Source organism: Microbacterium sp. NPDC058269, from assembly GCF_042881445.1.
Classification (GTDB): domain Bacteria; phylum Actinomycetota; class Actinomycetes; order Actinomycetales; family Microbacteriaceae; genus Microbacterium.
The window spans coordinates 729,957-747,049 of sequence record NZ_JBHVXT010000002.1; the positions used below are offsets into that span (position 1 = coordinate 729,957).

General features: G+C 68.0%; 20 protein-coding genes. 9 read left to right on the forward strand and 11 right to left on the reverse strand.

Annotated features, from left to right (window positions below):
- Positions 1-3: 3 nt before the first annotated feature.
- The 8 genes from fliQ to ACFVWL_RS11935 are packed head-to-tail and all read right to left on the reverse strand — an operon-like array spanning position 4 to position 5,080.
- On the reverse strand, positions 4-276 hold the full coding sequence (fliQ, locus tag ACFVWL_RS11900) for a flagellar biosynthesis protein FliQ (RefSeq protein ID WP_017828226.1): 273 nt from the start codon (positions 274-276) through the stop codon (positions 4-6).
- On the reverse strand, positions 273-1,088 hold the full coding sequence (fliP, locus tag ACFVWL_RS11905; RefSeq protein ID WP_387182746.1) for a flagellar type III secretion system pore protein FliP: 816 nt from the start codon (positions 1,086-1,088) through the stop codon (positions 273-275). The genes fliQ and fliP overlap by 4 nt, the downstream gene beginning before the upstream one ends.
- On the reverse strand, positions 1,085-1,546 hold the full coding sequence (locus ACFVWL_RS11910) for a FliO/MopB family protein (RefSeq protein ID WP_387182749.1): 462 nt from the start codon (positions 1,544-1,546) through the stop codon (positions 1,085-1,087). The genes fliP and ACFVWL_RS11910 overlap by 4 nt, the downstream gene beginning before the upstream one ends.
- 32 nt (positions 1,547-1,578) lie before the next feature.
- A complete protein-coding gene (fliN, locus tag ACFVWL_RS11915; protein WP_387182752.1) occupies positions 1,579-2,238 on the reverse strand; it encodes a flagellar motor switch protein FliN in 660 nt (219 codons plus the stop codon).
- Positions 2,235-3,167, reverse strand: a complete 933-nt coding sequence (locus ACFVWL_RS11920; RefSeq protein WP_387182755.1) for a flagellar motor switch protein FliM — start codon at positions 3,165-3,167, stop codon at positions 2,235-2,237. The genes fliN and ACFVWL_RS11920 overlap by 4 nt, the downstream gene beginning before the upstream one ends.
- Before the next feature lie 49 nt (positions 3,168-3,216).
- Entirely contained in the window at positions 3,217-4,026 is an 810-nt protein-coding gene (locus ACFVWL_RS11925; RefSeq protein ID WP_387182758.1) for a flagellar motor protein MotB, read from the reverse strand.
- Positions 4,023-4,832, reverse strand: coding sequence for a motility protein A (locus ACFVWL_RS11930; RefSeq protein WP_017828232.1), 810 nt, complete (start codon positions 4,830-4,832; stop codon positions 4,023-4,025). Before ACFVWL_RS11930 ends, ACFVWL_RS11925 begins: the two co-directional genes overlap by 4 nt.
- Positions 4,832-5,080 carry a flagellar FlbD family protein gene (locus ACFVWL_RS11935; protein WP_387182761.1) on the reverse strand — a complete coding sequence of 83 codons (249 nt, stop codon included), beginning with the start codon at positions 5,078-5,080 and terminating at the stop codon, positions 4,832-4,834. Before ACFVWL_RS11935 ends, ACFVWL_RS11930 begins: the two co-directional genes overlap by 1 nt.
- Positions 5,081-5,379: 299 nt before the next feature.
- On the opposite strand from ACFVWL_RS11935, the gene ACFVWL_RS11940 reads away from it, so the two are divergent.
- On the forward strand, positions 5,380-5,964 hold the full coding sequence (locus ACFVWL_RS11940; protein WP_387182764.1) for a cyclodeaminase/cyclohydrolase family protein: 585 nt from the start codon (positions 5,380-5,382) through the stop codon (positions 5,962-5,964).
- A 93-nt stretch (positions 5,965-6,057) separates the two neighbouring features.
- Positions 6,058-6,933, forward strand: a complete 876-nt coding sequence (locus ACFVWL_RS11945; protein ID WP_387182766.1) for an aminoglycoside phosphotransferase family protein — start codon at positions 6,058-6,060, stop codon at positions 6,931-6,933.
- A gap of 24 nt (positions 6,934-6,957) precedes the next feature.
- Here ACFVWL_RS11945 and ACFVWL_RS11950 read toward each other — a convergent pair whose 3' ends face one another.
- On the reverse strand, positions 6,958-8,658 hold the full coding sequence (locus ACFVWL_RS11950; RefSeq protein WP_387182768.1) for a long-chain-fatty-acid--CoA ligase: 1,701 nt from the start codon (positions 8,656-8,658) through the stop codon (positions 6,958-6,960).
- 44 nt (positions 8,659-8,702) lie between these two features.
- A complete protein-coding gene (locus ACFVWL_RS11955) occupies positions 8,703-9,101 on the reverse strand; it encodes a hypothetical protein (RefSeq protein WP_387182771.1) in 399 nt (132 codons plus the stop codon).
- A 62-nt stretch (positions 9,102-9,163) separates the two neighbouring features.
- Here ACFVWL_RS11955 and ACFVWL_RS11960 point away from each other — a divergent pair, with 62 nt between their 5' ends.
- Positions 9,164-9,535: a cupin domain-containing protein gene (locus tag ACFVWL_RS11960; protein ID WP_387182774.1), complete on the forward strand. Its 372-nt coding sequence runs from the start codon at positions 9,164-9,166 to the stop codon at positions 9,533-9,535.
- Positions 9,536-9,544: 9 nt separating this feature from the next.
- Here the strand turns inward: ACFVWL_RS11960 and ACFVWL_RS11965 are convergent, their stop codons facing one another.
- Positions 9,545-9,886 (reverse strand): ArsR/SmtB family transcription factor, encoded by a 342-nt coding sequence (locus ACFVWL_RS11965; RefSeq protein ID WP_387182777.1) that lies wholly within the window; start codon positions 9,884-9,886, stop codon positions 9,545-9,547.
- Between the two features lie 83 nt (positions 9,887-9,969).
- On the opposite strand from ACFVWL_RS11965, the gene ACFVWL_RS11970 reads away from it, so the two are divergent.
- The 6 genes from ACFVWL_RS11970 (at position 9,970) to ACFVWL_RS11995 (ending at position 17,088) form a co-directional block, all read left to right on the forward strand.
- Entirely contained in the window at positions 9,970-11,271 is a 1,302-nt protein-coding gene (locus ACFVWL_RS11970) for an NAD(P)-binding domain-containing protein (RefSeq protein ID WP_387182780.1), read from the forward strand.
- A gap of 291 nt (positions 11,272-11,562) precedes the next feature.
- Positions 11,563-12,543: a thioredoxin-disulfide reductase gene (trxB, locus tag ACFVWL_RS11975; protein WP_387182783.1), complete on the forward strand. Its 981-nt coding sequence runs from the start codon at positions 11,563-11,565 to the stop codon at positions 12,541-12,543.
- On the forward strand, positions 12,540-13,637 hold the full coding sequence (gene arsB / locus ACFVWL_RS11980) for an ACR3 family arsenite efflux transporter (protein ID WP_387182786.1): 1,098 nt from the start codon (positions 12,540-12,542) through the stop codon (positions 13,635-13,637). The genes trxB and arsB overlap by 4 nt, the downstream gene beginning before the upstream one ends.
- Positions 13,634-14,623 (forward strand): metalloregulator ArsR/SmtB family transcription factor, encoded by a 990-nt coding sequence (locus tag ACFVWL_RS11985; RefSeq protein WP_387182788.1) that lies wholly within the window; start codon positions 13,634-13,636, stop codon positions 14,621-14,623. The genes arsB and ACFVWL_RS11985 overlap by 4 nt, the downstream gene beginning before the upstream one ends.
- A gap of 23 nt (positions 14,624-14,646) precedes the next feature.
- Positions 14,647-15,054, forward strand: a complete 408-nt coding sequence (locus ACFVWL_RS11990; protein WP_387182790.1) for an arsenate reductase ArsC — start codon at positions 14,647-14,649, stop codon at positions 15,052-15,054.
- A gap of 159 nt (positions 15,055-15,213) precedes the next feature.
- A complete protein-coding gene (locus ACFVWL_RS11995) occupies positions 15,214-17,088 on the forward strand; it encodes an alkyl/aryl-sulfatase (RefSeq protein ID WP_387182793.1) in 1,875 nt (624 codons plus the stop codon).
- Positions 17,089-17,093: the final 5 nt, after the last annotated feature.

The following is a 17,093-nucleotide window of genomic DNA, read 5'->3' on the forward strand; positions in this document are numbered from 1 at the left end:
CCGTCATCCGCTCAGCAGCGAGGGGATGCGGGCGAACATCTCGTTCGTGAACGCGATCATCTCCGCGATCATCCAGTTGCCGGCGATGAGCAGGGCGATGCCGACCGCGACGATCTTCGGCACGAACGACAGCGTCACCTCCTGCACCTGGGTGATGGATTGCAGCAGGGAGATGGCGAAACCCACCACGAGAGCGGTGACCAGCACGGGCGCCGCCAGCTTCGCCGCGATGATCAGCCCTTGCGTGCCGATGTCGATGACGGCCTCGGGACTCATCCGACCCCTCCGTAACTCTCCAGGAGTGCCCGGATGATGAGCCCCCACCCGTCCACGAGGATGAACAGCAGGATCTTGAACGGCAAGGAGATCATCACGGGCGGGAGCATCATCATGCCCATCGACATGAGCGCCGCGGCCACGACGAGGTCGATCACCAGGAACGGGATGAAGATCACGAAGCCGATGATGAACGCAGCCCGCAGCTCGGAGATCATGAACGCGGGGATGAGTGTGTACATCGGGACACTCGAGGGGTCTTCGGGGTTGGGTTGACCCGCCATGCGCGTCATCAGGGCGAGGTCCTCCTCGCGGGTGAAGCGGAGCATCCACTCCTGAAGCGGCAGCTGGCCGACGTCGATGGCCTGCGTGAAGGTGAGCGTGCCGTCGATGTAGGGCTGTACCGCCACCGTGTTGATCTCGGTCAGCACCGGCCACATGATGAACAGCGACAGGAAGAGCGACAGACCGGCCAGCACCTGGTTCGGAGGGATGGTCGGCAGCGAAAGGGCGTTCCTCGTCATCGCCAGCACCACGAAGATCTTCGTGAACGACGACATCATCAGAAGGAGTGCCGGGGCGACCGAGAGCAGCGTGATGCCCAGCAGGGTCAGGATCGAGCCGGAGGGGCCGCCGTCGACGCCGTTGATGTCGATCGTGATGCCCTCGCCCGGGTCGTCCGGGGTCACCTGTGCATGGGCGGCCGTGCCCGTGAGGAGGGTGATGATGACGACCAGCGCGAGCGCAGCGGCGAGGATCAGCGCGATTCGTCGCAGCGCTCGCCCGTCGACGACCCCACCGGGGACGCTCATCGCGTGCGCCGGATGGCCTCGGCGGTCTGCCGCCAGGTTTCGGGGGAGAGGATGGATCCGCGCAGCGGGTCGTTCCGGTGCCGCACCCGGCGCTGGGGTGCCGCCGTCGCGGGGGAGGCGGACGTCGATTCGGTCAGGGCGGTCGCCGCGAGGATGCGGTCGAACTCCTCGGCGTCCGACGCCGCCTCGGAGGTCGCCGACCACGTCGGACGACGTGTCTCGTCGGGCTGATCCAGAGGCTTGACCGGCAGGCGGTCGACGACGTTCACACCGTGCTCGGTGACGCCGAGCACATACCGGGCATCCTCTGTCTGGATCACCACGATCTGCGCCTTCGGTCCGACCCCCTGGCGTCCGAGCACCGTGATCGCCTCGCTGTCGCGTCGACGCGCCTGCGTGCGCGCGACACGACGCTGCAGGTACCACAGCACCCCGAGCACTGCGGCGAGCGAGAGCACGACCCGGAGGCCGAGCAGGAGGTCGTCCAGGGTCAGGCCTCGACGTTCTCGAGGATGCGGGTGATGCGCACCGCATAGTCCTGGTCGACGACGACGACCTCGCCGTGCGCGATGATACGTCCGTTGAGCTTGATGTCGGCGGGAGCGCCGGCGGAGCGGTCGAGTTCGACGATGCGTCCGGGTTCCAGATCGAGCACGTCGCGCACCGCCATCCTGGTGCGTCCGATCTCGACCGTGAGCTCCATCTCGACGCCCGCGATCCGGTGCAGCCGGCGCGAGGAGTGCGACGCGCCGGCGGGTGCACGGGTGACGACGACGGCGAGGCGGCCGATCGTGTGGTCGGCGTCGTCCTGCAGATCGAACAGCTGCACCGCCGGGTCGGCGAAGAGCGCGGAGGCGTCGCCGATCGTCGCCTCCCCGAGAGCACCGGAGCCCAGTGCGCTTGTCGAGGTCTCGAGTGCATCGCGCAGCCGATCGGCGAGCGGGGTGCCCCCGAGGCCGTCGACCAGGGTGTCGGGTTCGAACAGCTGAACGGCCAGCTGCGCGCTCGCCTCGCCGACGAACTGCACGATCAGGGCGTCGCCGGTGTCGCCGGAGACCTGCGAGGGGCGCGCGACGAGAGGAGAGGCGGTCGGCAGCGACGCGGCGAAGGCAGCGGCGACGGCGGACTCGTAGGTGGTGGTGCTGGTCACGCGGGCTCCTCGGCGAAAGCGGGATCGGGGATGGTGGTGGTGACGACGCAGGCCAGCCGTGCCCCTGCGCTGCCCACGGCCGCCGTGGCGACGGTCTGATCGCCGACGGCGAGGACCATCGGACGATCGGCGGAATGCGGGAACGCGATGACGTCGCCGACGGACAGATCCAGCACCTCACGCGGCAGCACGGCCCGCGGTGCGAGTCGCAGGGCGAGCTCGACCGGTGCCACCTCGACCTGACGGCGGATGAGGGCCGGGGCGGCGGAGCGCTCGTCGTCGGAGGGACGCACGGTGAAGCCGGCGAGCACGGAGGCCGGCAGCATCACGCTCGTCGGCACGGTGCGCCCGGCGAGGCGCATAGAGAAACGTGCGACGATGACGGGCTCGCCGGATGCCGCGACCTGGGCGAACTGCGAGCTGTACTGGATGCCGCTGAACGAGACCCCGGTCGGGAGCAGACCGTCGAGTGCTCCGGTGAGGTGGTCGATCGCGTCGACGATGAGCGAGCGGATCAGGGCCTGCTCGATCGGAGTGAAGGTGCGGTCCTCGGAGGCGGCGGATGCCCGTCCGCCCACCATCTGCACGATCCAGGCGGTCGCGGCCGAGGTCGGCAGCTGCACGATGAGGCGCTCTTCGGAGTCGGGGAGCGCGCACACGATCATCGTGGTCGTGGTCGGCAGCGACTGGGCGTATTCGCCGTACGTCATCATCCCGACGTGCTCGACCGCGATGGTGGCGCGCACGTGGATCTTGGCGGAGAGCTGCGCGGACCACTGGCGGGAGAACGTCTCGAACGCCAGCTCCAGGGCGCGGGTGTGCTCACGCGAGAGAGTCGCCGAACGGCCGAAGTCGTACACCTCGACTTCGGCGGTCTTCGTCGCCGTCCCTGCGCGCACTTCGGAGCGCACGCTGTCCTCGATCACCACGAACCGGACTATCGGGCGGTGATCGGCGTGCGTTAGGTGAGGGGGTGGGTCAGGAGGACGGCTTTCCCGCCTGTGCCTGGGGGATGAGCGCGCGCACCTCCTCGTTCGCATCGGAGAGGACGACGATGTCGACCCGTCTGTTCTGGGCCAGCGCCTCGGGAGCGTCACCCGCTGCGACCGGGCGAGTGTCGCCGAAGCCGACCGACTTCAGGTGCGCCGGAGGAAGCCCCGAGGCCTCGACGAGATGCCGCAGCACCTGGGTCGAGCGACCGGCGGACAGCTCCCAGTTGGTGGGGTACGGTGCGACCGATCCGCGGACGTCGGCGTGACCTTCGACCGAGATCTCGTTGGTGGCGGTGACCAGCACCGAGCCGAGCGCGTCGAGGACGAGGAGAGCTTTCGCGCTGAGGGTCGTGCTGTTCGTGTCGAAGAAGGTCTCGGCGCTCACGAGGCCGATCGTGAGGCCGCGCTCGTCGATCGTGAAGGTGACGTCGGCTTCGAGCCCGTTCTCGGCGAGCACCTGACGCAGGCGCTCACGCAGAGCCGACAGCTCGTCGAACTCGGTCTGCGCGGCGGCGAGGTCGATGTCGGCGAAGTCCTCGCCCTTCTCGTCGACCAGCTCAGGGGGCACGACCACACCCGTCGTGGCGTCGATCTCGTCCGACGGCTCCTGCCCGAAACCGGTGGCGAGGGAGGCGCTGAGCGCCTCGAACTTCTCCTGGTCGACCGTGGACATCGCGAACAGCACGATGAACATGCACATCAGCACCGTCACCATGTCCATGTACGACGCCATCCACCGCTCGTCCGGACCGCTGTGCTCCTCCTGCGGCACGCGGCGACGGGCACGGACGCTCATGACGCCTGCTCCGTCTCCTCGGCTGCTCGGGTGCGGGCGCGACGGCCAGAGCGGGCGGAGGAGCGCTCGGACACGAGGGCTCGCAGGCGCTCGCCGACGAACTGCGGCGGGGCGCCGGCCTGGATCGCGAGCATGCCCTCCATGAGCACGGTCATGCGTTCGAGCTCGAGCTCGCCGAGACGCTGGAGGCGTCCGCCGATGGGCAGCCAGATGAAGTTGGCCGAGAGCAGACCCCACAGCGTCGCGACGAATGCTGTCGCGATCATGGGACCGAGCGTGTCGGGCTTGTCGAGCTTCTCCAGCACGTGCGTGAGGGAGACGACGGTGCCGATGATGCCGACCGTGGGCGCGAAGCCGCCGAGCGTCATGTAGAAGCGTGAGGCGGTGCGGTTGCGGGCGGCGGTCGAGGTGAGCTCATCCTCCAGCAGCGTTCGCAGGTCTTCGGCGTCGGTGCCGTCGGCGATGCTCTGCAGTGCCTGGCGCAGGAACGGGTCCTTCTCGTCCTCGAGTCCCTGCTCGAGGGCGAGGAGCCCTTCGGCGCGCGCCTTCTCGGCGTAGCCGACCACCGTGTCGATCATGCTCGACGCGGTGCGGCGCTCGCCGCGGAAGGCGCGGGGGAGCGACTTGACCGCATGCAGCGCATCGCGCACGGTGCCGCTCGCGATGCCGACGGCGATGGTGGCTCCGAAGACCAGCACCATCGGGGCGGGGATCAGCAGCGATCCGATGGTCGCGCCTTCGAGGTTGATCATGGCGATCAGGGCGCCGAACGCGAGGACCAGTCCGAGGATGAGAGACGGATCCATCAGAGACCGACCTCGGAATCGGGGGCCGCGGAATCCGTTCCGGCAGCGTTGATCATGGCGGCGGCTGTGGCGAGCACTCCGGCGCGGAAGCGGGTGATCTGGGCGATCACGTCATCCATCGTCTCGGTGACGACGAAGGTCGCACCGTCGACCATGATGAGCGTCGTGTCCGGCGTCGCCTGGACACGTTCGATCAGGTCGGGGTTCACCGCGAACCGCGAACGGTTCAGGCGCGTGAGGACGATCATGGGCTCCATCCTGGAAAGATTCGTCCGTGTTCCGGGGAGCACGGACCCGACGGCCCGTCCTGGGCTGTCGGGGGTGACTGTCGGCTGTCGGTGGCCGTGCGTTAGCGGGCGCATCCTCGCAGGCCGGCCACGACGTGTCCACCACTACCGATCGCCACCGCCGGTCGGAAGACTCGAACCATGACGTTCATCGGTTTTCACACTTCGCACGGGCAGATCACCCCGAGAACAGGGCTCGCCAGGGGAGCACGGGCGGTGGCCTCGTGAAGGATCCGGCCGAGATCCCGACTTCTCGACCCATGGATGCGTGGCTCGACGCCCTCAGCCAGCCGCATGGCTCCCCCGGCGGCGGAGCGGCCTCCGGGGTGATGCTCGGCATCGCAACATCGCTGATGGGAATGGTGGCCGCGTACACCCCCGACGACCCGACCGCGTCGGACTGCGGCGATCGGCTGGCTCGAGAACGACGTGAGGCTCTGGAAGCGGTCGAAGCGGATGGCATCGTGTCGGCACGCTTCGGGGCCGCGCTGGCACTGCCCGCAGAAGACCCCGATCGCGATGAGCGCGTGCGCGAGGGTGCCGTCGATGCCGCCGAATCCGTGGCGAAGCTCGGCATGATCGGAGTCGCGCTGGTGTCCGACGCGAGAGTGCTGGCGGCGGCCGGGAACCCTCACCTCGCGGTAGATCTCGCGGTCGCGGTCGAAGCGCTCAGAGCCGGGCTGTCCGGTACCGCACTGAACCTTCGAGCGAACCTGCAGATCGCGCGCAGCCACGATGCTCCTCCGTCGAGGCTGGCGTCCCTGGAAGCAGGCGTCACGCGGCTCTCCGACGCGGGGAGGCGGCTTTCGCAGCTCGCGGAGGAGCTCTCGTCACGTGTGGACTGACGGGGCCTGAGGGCTCGGCGATCGGCCGAGGCGGTGTCTCCCACTGGTGTTGCCCGGAAGCGGTTCGAGCACTTCGTCTGGGAGTATCTAGGGGTGAGCCGACCGGTCGATGTCGATGAGCGCGTGGTGGCTGAGCTCGTCGAGGAGCAGTTCCCCCGCTGGGCGAACATGCCCGTTCGCGCGGTGGTGCGTCAAGGGTGGGATAACAGGACGTTTCGCCTGGGCGACGACTTGTCTGTTCGGCTTCCCCGTGCGGAGTCCTATGCGGCAGCGGTTCAGAAGGAGAGCAGAGCGCTCGATTTTCTTGACGGAAGGCTCCCCGTCTCTGTTCCCTCAGTCGTGGCGCTCGGGGAGCCCGGCCGGGGCTATCCGTTCCCGTGGTCCATCCGCCGTTGGCTGGCCGGCGACACAGTCGACGAATCAGCCGGGATCGATCGCGTGCAACTCGCCATCGATCTCGGGAGCCTCCTCCGCGCTCTCATGTCTCTCCCCACCGACGCGGGTACGGCGGCCGGAAGGCACTCGTTCTACCGAGGCTCACATCCGAGCGCGTACAGCGACGACGTTCACGCCGCGCTCGAGCAGCTGCACGGCAAAGTGGATGCGGAACACTGCCGGAGTGTATGGCTCACCGCGACCACCAGCGCCTGGGACCTCCCGCCCGTCTGGTTCCATGGCGACGTTGCTGTCGGCAATCTCCTCGTCAGCGAGGGACGCCTGTCGGCGATGATCGACTTCGGCACCTGCGGGGTCGGTGACCCTGCGTGCGACCTCGTCATGGCGTGGACGTACTTCGAGGGGGACGCACGTGACGCGTTCCGCGACGTCGTCGGCCTCGATATCGCTACGTGGCAGCGCGCTCGAGGATGGGCCCTGTGGAAGGCGCTGGTGACCCTCTCCGGCGGGTCAGGGCCGGGAGGTGACGACAGCTGGCGTGTGCTCGACGAGGTGCTGGCCAGCCCGCTCTAGGAGGTATGCGCGGTGAGGCGTGCGTCAGCGATCTGCGAGCAGTGCGTCTCGCACCTGACGACGCAGCACCTTGCCGATGAGCGAGCGGGGGAGGTCGTCGACGGCGGTGATGCGGCGCGGCACCTTGTAGGGGGTGAGCCGGGTGCGGCAGAAGTCGCGCAGCGTATCCACGTCGAGAGTCGCACCGTCGCGGAGCACCACGGCGGCGGCGACCTCTTCTCCGCCATGGGGTCGTGGAAGACCGACGACCGCTGCGGCGACGACATCGGGGTGCGCCACGAGCGTGTCTTCCACTTCGCTGGGCGACACGTTGAAGCCGCCGGTGATGATGAGTTCCTTGAGGCGGTCGACGATGCTCACGAAGCCGTCGGAGGAGACCTGGGCGATGTCGCCCGATCGGAGCCAGCCGTCGGGCAGCAGGGCGTCGGCCGTCTCGCCCGGACGCCCCCAGTACCCCTGGAAGACCTGCGGGCCGCGGATCAGGAGTTCGCCGGCCTCGCCGGGCGGTACGTCGACGGTCGGGTCTGCGGGATCGACGACGCGGATCTCCGTGCTCGGGAACGGCACGCCGACCGTGCCGGGACGACGCGTGGGACCCATCGGGTTGCCGAGCGCGACCGGTGAGCTCTCGGTCATGCCGTAGCCCTCGACGAGCAGGCCGCCGGTCGCCTCCTCCCAGCGCTTCACCGTGGCGACCGGAAGGCTCATGGCTCCGGAAATCGCGAAGCGGACCGCCGAGAGGTCGATCGTGCCGCGGGCGGCCGCGCGAGCCAGAGCGTCATAGATCGGCGGGACGGCGGGGAGGAAGGTGGGCGGGGCCGAACGTGTCGCCGCCGTGACCAGACCCAGGTCGAACGCGGGGAAGAGCACGAGCCTCGCCCCGATGCTCATCGCGAAGGTCAGGCACAGGGTCATTCCGTAGGCGTGGAACAACGGCAGCACGCCGTAGAACGTCTCCTCGCCGTCGACGAGGCCGGGCACCCATGCTCGTCCCTGCATCGCGTTGGCGCGGAGGTTCGAGTGGGTGAGGATCGCCCCCTTCGGGACACCCGTGGTGCCGCTGGTGTACTGCAGCAGGGCGGTGTCGTCCAGCGTCGGTCCCGGCACCCGCCGTGAGATCCGCCGGTGATCGGCAAGGCTCTTCCACGCGATGAGATGCCGAGCCTTCGGGGTGCCGGTCAGCTTTGCGCGCGACTCGCGTGCCTTGGGCACGGGCAGGCGAAGAGCGAGGCGCTTCGACAGCGGCATCGCCGCGGTGATGTCGACGCTCACGATGTGCTCGACCCTGACATCTGCCGGGAAGCCGGCGATCGTGTCGACGGCCTTGTCCCACACGATGGCGATGCGCGCCCCGTGATCCTCGAACTGGTGCCGCAGCTCGCGGGCGGTGTAGAGAGGGTTGTGCTCGACCACTATCGCGCCGAGTCGGAGGATCGCGTAGAACGCCACGACATGCTGCGGGCAGTTGGGCAGCACCAGCGCGACCCGGTCGCCGTGGCCGACGCCGAGGCGCCGCAGACCCTCGGCCGCACGCTCGACCTGCTCTCCGAGCTCGCGATACGTCGTGACCGCGCCGAAGAAGTCCAGCGCCGGGCGCCGACCGAACGCCTTCACGCTCGCTGCCAGCATCTCCGGCAGGGTCTGCGACGGTTCCTCGATCTCGGCGGGGACGCCCTCCGCGTAGGAGTCGAGCCAGGGTCGTGCGGCGAACGGAGATTCAGGCATGCTCCCATCCTGCCCGGGATCGTGATCCGCGGACACCGCACACGTCAGCCGATGAACAGGAGGACGACCGACAGGACGACAGCGGCCGCACCGACGCCGGCCAGGGTGATACCGAGTACCTGGAACGCATGCAGGAGGGGTCGTCGGGGTTCGAACCGCATCAGGCTCGGGTGTCGCGCGCTGATGAACGCGTCGGCTTCCTCCCGCCCGCGCCAGTGGGCGGACTCGTCCGCGCGGAGCGGGCGTTCCCAGAAGTCTCCGGCGGTGAACCAGCGGGCGCGCGCCCAGCCGTCCTCGTCTTCGATGATGACCACCTCGTGCGGCAGCCAGGCGCCGTCGTGCACCTTCACCAGGAACACGACGACGAGGAGGGGGAGTCCCACACCGAGTCCGATCCAGGACAGGATCTCGGCGATGGTGCCGACAGCGTCGATCGCGTTCATGCTCGGCTCCGTTCTTCCCCACACGACAGTACCGGTGGAGCAGGGCGGCCTAGGCTGACGACGTGAACGAAGACGAAGACACGCGGAACGTGCAGGCGGCGCTGGCGAGCATCACCGCGCACTGGCAGCCGCATCGGCTGACGAGCGTCAACGACTACGACGTCAAGGTCGTCAAGCTGCTCGGAGAGTTCGTCTGGCACACCCACCCTGACACCGACGAGCTGTTCATGGTGGTGCGCGGGCAGCTGACGATCCAGTTGCGCGATCGCGATGTCGTGCTCGGCCCGAACGATGTCTTCGTCGTCCCGAAGGGCGTCGAGCACTGCCCACGCGCCGACGAAGAGGTGGATGCGATCCTCTTCGAGCCGCAGGGCACCGTCAATACGGGCGACGCCGGCGGAGAGATGACGTCGGAGCTTCGCGAATTCGGATGACCGAGACGCTCACACCGCGCGGAGGGCGGCGGCCGCCGCGTCCATCGCGTCGCCGTTGAGGGCGAAATAGGCCCACTTGCCGCGCTGTTCGCGCGTCACGAGACCGGCCTCCGCGAGGAGCTTCATGTGGTGCGAGACCGTGCCCTGAGAGAGCCCGACGGGTTCCGTCAGGTCGCAGATGCATGCCTCGCCACCTGCTCCGGCGGCGATGAGGGACAGCAGCCTGACCCGCGTGGGGTCGCCCAGCGCCTTGAACACGCGTGCGACGCGTTCGGCGTCGTCGATGGTCATCGCCGGGGTGATGGGCGGGACGCAGCAACTGCGCGCTTCGATTGTCGTCGGCAGGGTCACGGATCTATTCTGACACGTATTGACAATCTTCGATAGGTAAGTGAGAGTCTTCGTATTGAAGAGTTTCGATTTGAGGAGATGTGATGTCCGAACTTCCTGTCGTCGTCATCGGAGCGGGCCCGCAGGGTCTCGCCGCCGCGGCGCACCTTGTCGAACGCGACGAGAACGTGATCGTCGTCGAGCGCGGGCAGGGTCCTGCCGCCGCGGTTTCCGAATGGGGGCACGTGCGCCTGTTCTCGGCATGGCCGGAGCTGACCGACTCTGCTGCACGCCGCCTCCTCGAGCCGACGGGATGGAGTGCACCCGCTTCCGGGTATCCAACCGGGGCGGAGTGGGTGAGCAGCTACCTGGCTCCACTCGCTGACCTGCTGGGTGACCGGGTCCGGTACGGGACGACCGTCACCGGAGTCGCGCGACAGGGGCGCGACAAGGTCGTCGACGGAGGGCGCAAGAGCCAGCCGTTCGTCGTGCACACCGTCGATGCCGACGGCAAGGACGCCCGACTCACCGCCCGCGCCGTGGTCGACGCCAGCGGTACTTGGGGGCTTCCGAACCCGGCGGGGGCCGATGGCTTCCCCGCGCTCGGTGAGAAGCGCGCAGCGTCTCGGATCTCTTATCGCATCCCCGATGATGTATCGGCATGCGCGGGGCAGCATCTCGTCGTCATCGGGTCGGGGCACTCCGCCGCCCATGCCGTGCTCCGGCTGAGCGAACTTGCTCGGCGAGACCCGGACACGAGAATCACCTGGTTGATGCGCCGCGGGGTGGCGACGCGCGCGTTCGGCGGCGGTGCCGCGGATGACCTCCCCGAGCGTGCTGCGCTCGGTGGGCGAGCGCGCAAGGTCATCGAGTCCGGACTTGTGGACGTCGTCGACGGCTTCCGCGTGTCCGAGTTCCGAGACGTGGAGGGCTCGCTCACGATCACGGCGGAGAACGGAAAGGAGGTTGCCGGAGTCTCTCGTGTATTCGCCTTGACCGGCTTCCGCCCCGACCTCAGCATCCTGTCCGAGCTGCGAGTGGCGGTGGATGCTTCGCTGGAAGCGGTGGCGGGGATAGCCGCTGAGATCGATCCGAACATCCACTCTTGCGGATCCATCGGTGCCACGGGAGCGCGCGAACTCACCCAGCCGGAAGAGAACTTCTTCATCATCGGCGCGAAGAGCTACGGCCGAGCTCCCACGTTCCTCGCCCTCACCGGCTTCGAGCAGGCGCGAAGCGTCGCCGCACATCTCGCCGGCGACGTGATCGCTGCCCGGAGCAACCAACTCGTCCTGCCGGACACCGGCGTCTGCGGTGGAGCGGGCGACTTCGACACGAGCGGCGGCGGAAGCTGCTGTGCGACCCCGCTTGTGCAGCTTCAGCCCATCCGTGCCGCCGTCGTCTGAGGGGAATTCATGTCGAATCAATTGATCGAGAAACACGTCACCGTCGAGGACCCCCGTGACGGTTCCCCGCTCGCGGTGACGATTCAGCTCGAGCTGGAGCTCTCCGATTGCGCGTGTGTGCACCGCACGCCCTCGCTGGGCAACCCTGTGGGGGCGGAGCCAACTAGCAGTCAGCCGTTGAGGGAGTCTGTTCGCCGCACACGGACAGGCTCCCTCTTGCGTGCCACTGTGGGGAAAGTCGGACCAGCTCTCGCACTTGCGAACAATATCGATGGGTGTCAATATAGATACATGTCGATTCAAGAGGTGGAACTGCTGATCATCGGATCGGGGCCGGCCGGGTACACCGCAGCCGTGTACGCCGCTCGCGCCGGCCTCGCGCCCGTGGTGCTCGCCGGTTCCGTGACCGCGGGCGGCGCGCTGATGACCACGACAGAGGTCGAGAACTTCCCCGGTTTCGTCGACGGCGTCCAGGGACCCGAACTGATGGAGTCGATGCGCGCGCAGGCGGAGCGCTTCGGCGCCCGCGTCGTCCTCGACGATGCGATTCGGGTCGACCTCGACGGACCGATCAAGACCGTCGACACCGGCGCCGGGGAGACCATCCTCGCCCGCGCCGTCATCCTCACGATGGGCTCCGCCTACCGCAAGCTCGGGCTGCCGGATGAGGAGCGACTCACCGGTCGTGGTGTGTCCTGGTGTGCGACGTGCGACGGCTTCTTCTTCCGTGAGCAGGAGATCGTCGTGGTGGGCGGCGGAGACTCCGCGATGGAGGAGGCCCTGTTCCTCACCCGCTTCGCATCGAAAGTCACGGTCGTACACCGCCGCGGCGAGTTCCGCGCCTCGAAGATCATGGCCCGGCGTGTGCTCGACCACCCCAAGATCGAAGTCGCCTGGAACAGCGAAGTCGCAGGCCTCGTGGGGGCCGAGAAGGTCGAAGCGGTCACCCTGCGCGACACCGTCACCGGCGATGAGCGCGAGTTGGCGGCCACCGGCGTCTTCGTCGCCATCGGTCACGACCCGCGCTCCGAGATCGTAGCCGGGCTCGTCGACACCGATGCCGATGGATACGTGCTCGTCGAGCACCCCTCCACCCGCACGAATGTGTCGGGAGTGTTCGCAGCCGGTGACCTCGTCGACCACACCTACCGCCAGGCCATCACCGCTGCCGGCACCGGATGCGCTGCCGCTCAGGATGCCCAGCATTACCTGGCTGCACGTGATGAGTCCGCACCAGTGGCGACGACCGAGGACGAGAAGGCCTTTGCATGAACACCGCAACCGTGCCCACCGCCACGGTGGCCACCCGCCGCCTGTCCACTCTCGACCGCTGGCTGCCGCTGTGGATCGGTCTGGCGATGGTCGGCGGCATCGTCGTCGGTCGCTTCATCCCCGGCGTTTCGGACCTTCTGGCCCGCCTCGAGGTCGGTGGGATCTCCATCCCCATCGCCCTGGGCCTGCTGGTGATGATGTATCCGGTGCTCGCGAAGGTCCGCTACGACAAGGTCGCCGCGGTCACCGGAGACAAGAAGCTCCTCGTCTCGTCGTTGGTGCTCAACTGGCTCGTCGGCCCCGCGCTGATGTTCGCCCTCGCCTGGGTGTTTCTGCCCGACCTGCCCGAGTACCGCACGGGCCTCATCATCGTCGGGCTCGCGCGTTGCATCGCGATGGTCGTCATCTGGAACGACCTCGCCTGCGGTGACCGCGAAGCCGCAGCGGTCCTCGTCGCCATCAACTCGGTCTTCCAGGTCGTCGCGTTCTCGCTCCTCGGCTGGTTCTACCTGACAGTCCTCCCCGGGTGGCTGGGGCTGGACTCGCAGGGGCTGGAGATCTCGGTCTGGCAGATCGCGTTGAACGTCCTGATCTTCCTCGGCATCCCGCTTGTCGCCGGCTTCGCCTCGCGCTTCATCGGCGAGCGCACGAAGGGGCGCGACTGGTACGAGGACAGCTTCCTGCCGAAGATCGGCCCGTGGGCGCTCTACGGTCTGCTCTTCACCATCGTGTTGCTGTTCGCCCTCCAGGGCGAACAGGTCACCAACCGCCCGTGGGACGTCGCCCGGATCGCGCTCCCACTGCTGGTCTACTTCGCGGTCATGTGGTTCGTCGGTCTGTTCACCGGAAAGGCGCTCGGGCTCGGGTACGCGCGTTCGTCGACGCTGGCGTTCACGGCGGCAGGGAACAACTTCGAGCTCGCCATCGCCGTCGCCATCGGCACCTTCGGGGCGACATCCGGTCAGGCCCTCGCCGGGGTCGTCGGCCCGCTGATCGAGGTCCCGGTCCTGGTCGGCCTCGTCTATGTCTCGCTCTGGTCCGCTCGCCGCTGGTTCCACACCGACCCGTACACCGCTGAGAGGATGCCGTCATGAACGTCACCGTCACGACCGACACCGACACCTGCAGCCCCGTCGCCACCCATGCCATCGGATTGGAGGCTGCCACCTCCGTAGCGGCCACGCTGAAGGCGCTGTCGGATCCGCTGCGGCTGCGGATGCTGTCGGCCATCGCCTCCGACCCGCGGGGAGAGTCCTGCGTGTGCGACCTCGCCGAGCTCGCCGACGTCTCCCAGCCGACCGTCTCTCACCACCTCAAGGTGCTCAAAGACGTCGATGTCCTCACCTCCGAGCGACGCGGGACGTGGGTCTGGTACCGGATCAACCCGCGTCGACGCAGCGCAGTGACCGCATTGCTGGATTCCTTCGCGCCGGCCTCCGTCGCGCCCGAGGACGTCGATGACGATGGTCAGCTGCGGCCGGACTTCGACGCGCGGGTCACCCGCCTCGCGGAGGAGCTCGCCGCGGAAGTTCCTGAGCTCGAGGCCGATGTCGTGCTCACGACGGTCCGCGAGTCGTACACCGCGCTCGCACGCAGCGCCCGGGTCACGTCGGCGCTCGTGCCTCTCACCGAACGCTTCGCCCGTCAGCGCCTCGCCGACCTGACCCGCGACCGCAGCGCATCCGTGCCCCAGGTGCTCTTCGTCTGCGTCGCCAACGCCGGCCGTTCGCAGCTTGCCGCTGCGCTCGTCAACAAGCTCGCAGCAGGCAAGGTCGTCGCGCGCTCGGCAGGATCCGCTCCCGCCGACGTCATCCACCCGCACGTCCGCTCGCTTCTCGCCGAGATCGAAGGCGACCGGGCCGCAGAGCGCTTCCCGAAGCCGCTCACCGATGACGCCGTCCGCGCGGCTGACGTCGTCATCACCATGGGCTGCGGCGACGTCTGCCCCATCATCCCCGGCGTCCGCTACGACGACTGGGCGGTGGGCGACCCCGCTCTCGCCTCTCGAGCGGGTGTGGACGCCATCCGCGACGACATCGCCGACCGTGTGCGCGCACTCGTCGACGACCTTCTTCCTTGACCGCCCTCCAACCGGGAGCAATCATGACCGACACGACCACCAAGCCCTCCGTCCTCTTCGTCTGCGTGCACAACGCGGGGCGTTCGCAGATGGCCGCAGGGTTTCTCCGCGACATCGCCGGCGACCGCATCGAGGTCCGCTCCGCCGGATCCATGCCCGCCGACCAGATCAACCCGACCGCCGTCGAGGCCATGAGCGAACTCGGGATCGACATCACCGCAGAGCAGCCGAAGGTGCTCACGACCGAGGCCGTGCAGGCATCGGACGTCGTCATCACGATGGGATGCGGTGACGCCTGCCCGTTCTTCCCCGGCAAGCGCTACGAGGACTGGAAGCTCGACGACCCGGCAGGCCAGGGGATCGACGCCGTGCGCCCGATCCGCGACGACATCAGGGCGCGTATCGAGCAGCTGGTGAGCGAACTGATCTGACGACAGGGAGCCGCGGCGGCTCGTGATCCTGAGACGAGTTCGGCGCTTCCGCTCCTCACCTCCGTAGGGTGAACCGGTGATTGCCCCGCCGACGCGCACGCATGAGGCTGACTCTCATGACTTGCCGCGGTGACGCGGACGCGACCTCAGGAGGCGACGATGGTGCACAACGAAGCGACGACGGCGATCAAGCGGCAGCAGGAGGCACTGAAGACGGCCCTGCCGTTCAGCGATGCGCGGGACTTCGAAGCCGCTGGCCGTGGGTTCCTCGGAACGCTCAGTCCCGCGGTCGTGCACGACGAGGACGGCAACGTCGTCTGGGACGCCGACAGCTACGACTTCATCACCGGTGACGCTCCCGACACCGTCAACCCGAGCCTGTGGCGTCAATCGACCCTCGTCGCCAAGCACGGCCTGTTCGAAGTGGTCGAGGGGGTCTACCAAGTGCGCGGGTTCGACCTGTCGAACGTGAGTTTCATCGAATCCGACAACGGCGTCATCGTGATCGATCCGCTCATCTCGAAGGAGACAGCAGAAGCCGCCCTCGGACTGTACCGGCAGCATCGCGGCGAGCGTCCGGTAGTCGCCGTCATCTTCACGCACAGCCACATCGACCACTTCGGTGGCATCTTCGGCATCGTGTCCAAGGATGACGTCGAGTCGGGCCGGGTGCAGATCATCGCCCCGGAAGGCACCGTCGCTGAAGCGGTGGCGGAGAACGTCTACGCGGGCACGGCGATGGGCCGCCGCGCCGGGTACATGTACGGCGCGGCGCTCGAGCGCAGCGCGAAGGGCGCGCTCGGGGCGGGGCTCGGCATGACGACGTCCACAGGTCACGCCGGCATCATCCCGCCGACCATCGAAGTCGCCCAGACCGGAGAGTCGCACACGGTTGACGGACTCGTCATCGAGTTCCAGATGGCACCGGGCACCGAGGCGCCGGCGGAGATGCACTTCCTCTTCCCGAAGTACCGGGCACTGTGCATGGCGGAGAACGCCACGCACACCCTGCACAACCTGCTGACCCTCCGTGGTGCTCTCGTGCGAGACCCGCATGTCTGGTCGCGGTACCTGACCGAGGCTATCGAGCGCTACGGCGACCAGGCCGATGTCGTCTTCACATCCCACCACTGGCCGACCTGGGGTAACGCCGAGATCCTCGAGTTCCTCGGCCTCCAGCGAGACCTCTACTCCTACCTGCACGACCAGACCCTGCGGATGACGAACCAGGGCATGACCGGGGCCGAGATCGCCGAGGAGATCCAGTTGCCCCCGATCCTGGAGAACTCCTGGCACGCGCGCGGCTACTACGGCAGCGTCAGCCATAACGTCAAGGCGATCTACCAGCGCTACATGGGCTGGTTCGACGGCAACCCCGCCCGCCTCTGGCCGCACCCGCCCAAAGCGCTCGGAGAGCGGTACGTCGCACTCGCCGGCGGCATCGACCGCATCGTCAGCGCCGCACAGGCCGCCTACGAAGACGGCGACTTCCGGTGGGCGGCGACGCTCCTCGACCATGCGATCTTCACCGAGCCGGAGAACACCGCCGTGCGCGAGCTCTACGCGGCGACGCTCGAGCAGCTCGCGTATGGGGCGGAGAACGGCACGTGGCGGAACTTCTACATGTCGGGCGCGACCGAGCTGCGCACGGGCAACTTCGGGACGCCGACCACCACGAATGCGCCCGAGATCATGGCGCAACTCACCGCGGAGCAACTGTTCGACTCGGTCGCCATCTCGGTCGACGGGCCCCGCGCCTGGGATCTCGATGTCGCGCTCGACTTCAGCCTGACGGATGAGGAACGCAACTTCCGGGTCACGCTCAGAAACGGGGTGCTCGTCTACGTCGAGAAGGCGGCGGATGCCTCTACCGCGCATGCATCGCTCTCGCTGACGAAGCCGCGCCTGCTCGCTCTCGTCGCCGGCGACACAGACAGCCCGGGCGTGGAGATGACCGGGGACAGCTCAGCTTTCGCCACTCTCACCTCCGTGCTCACGGCGGGAGATCCGGCGTTCGACATCGTCACGCCGTGAGCACT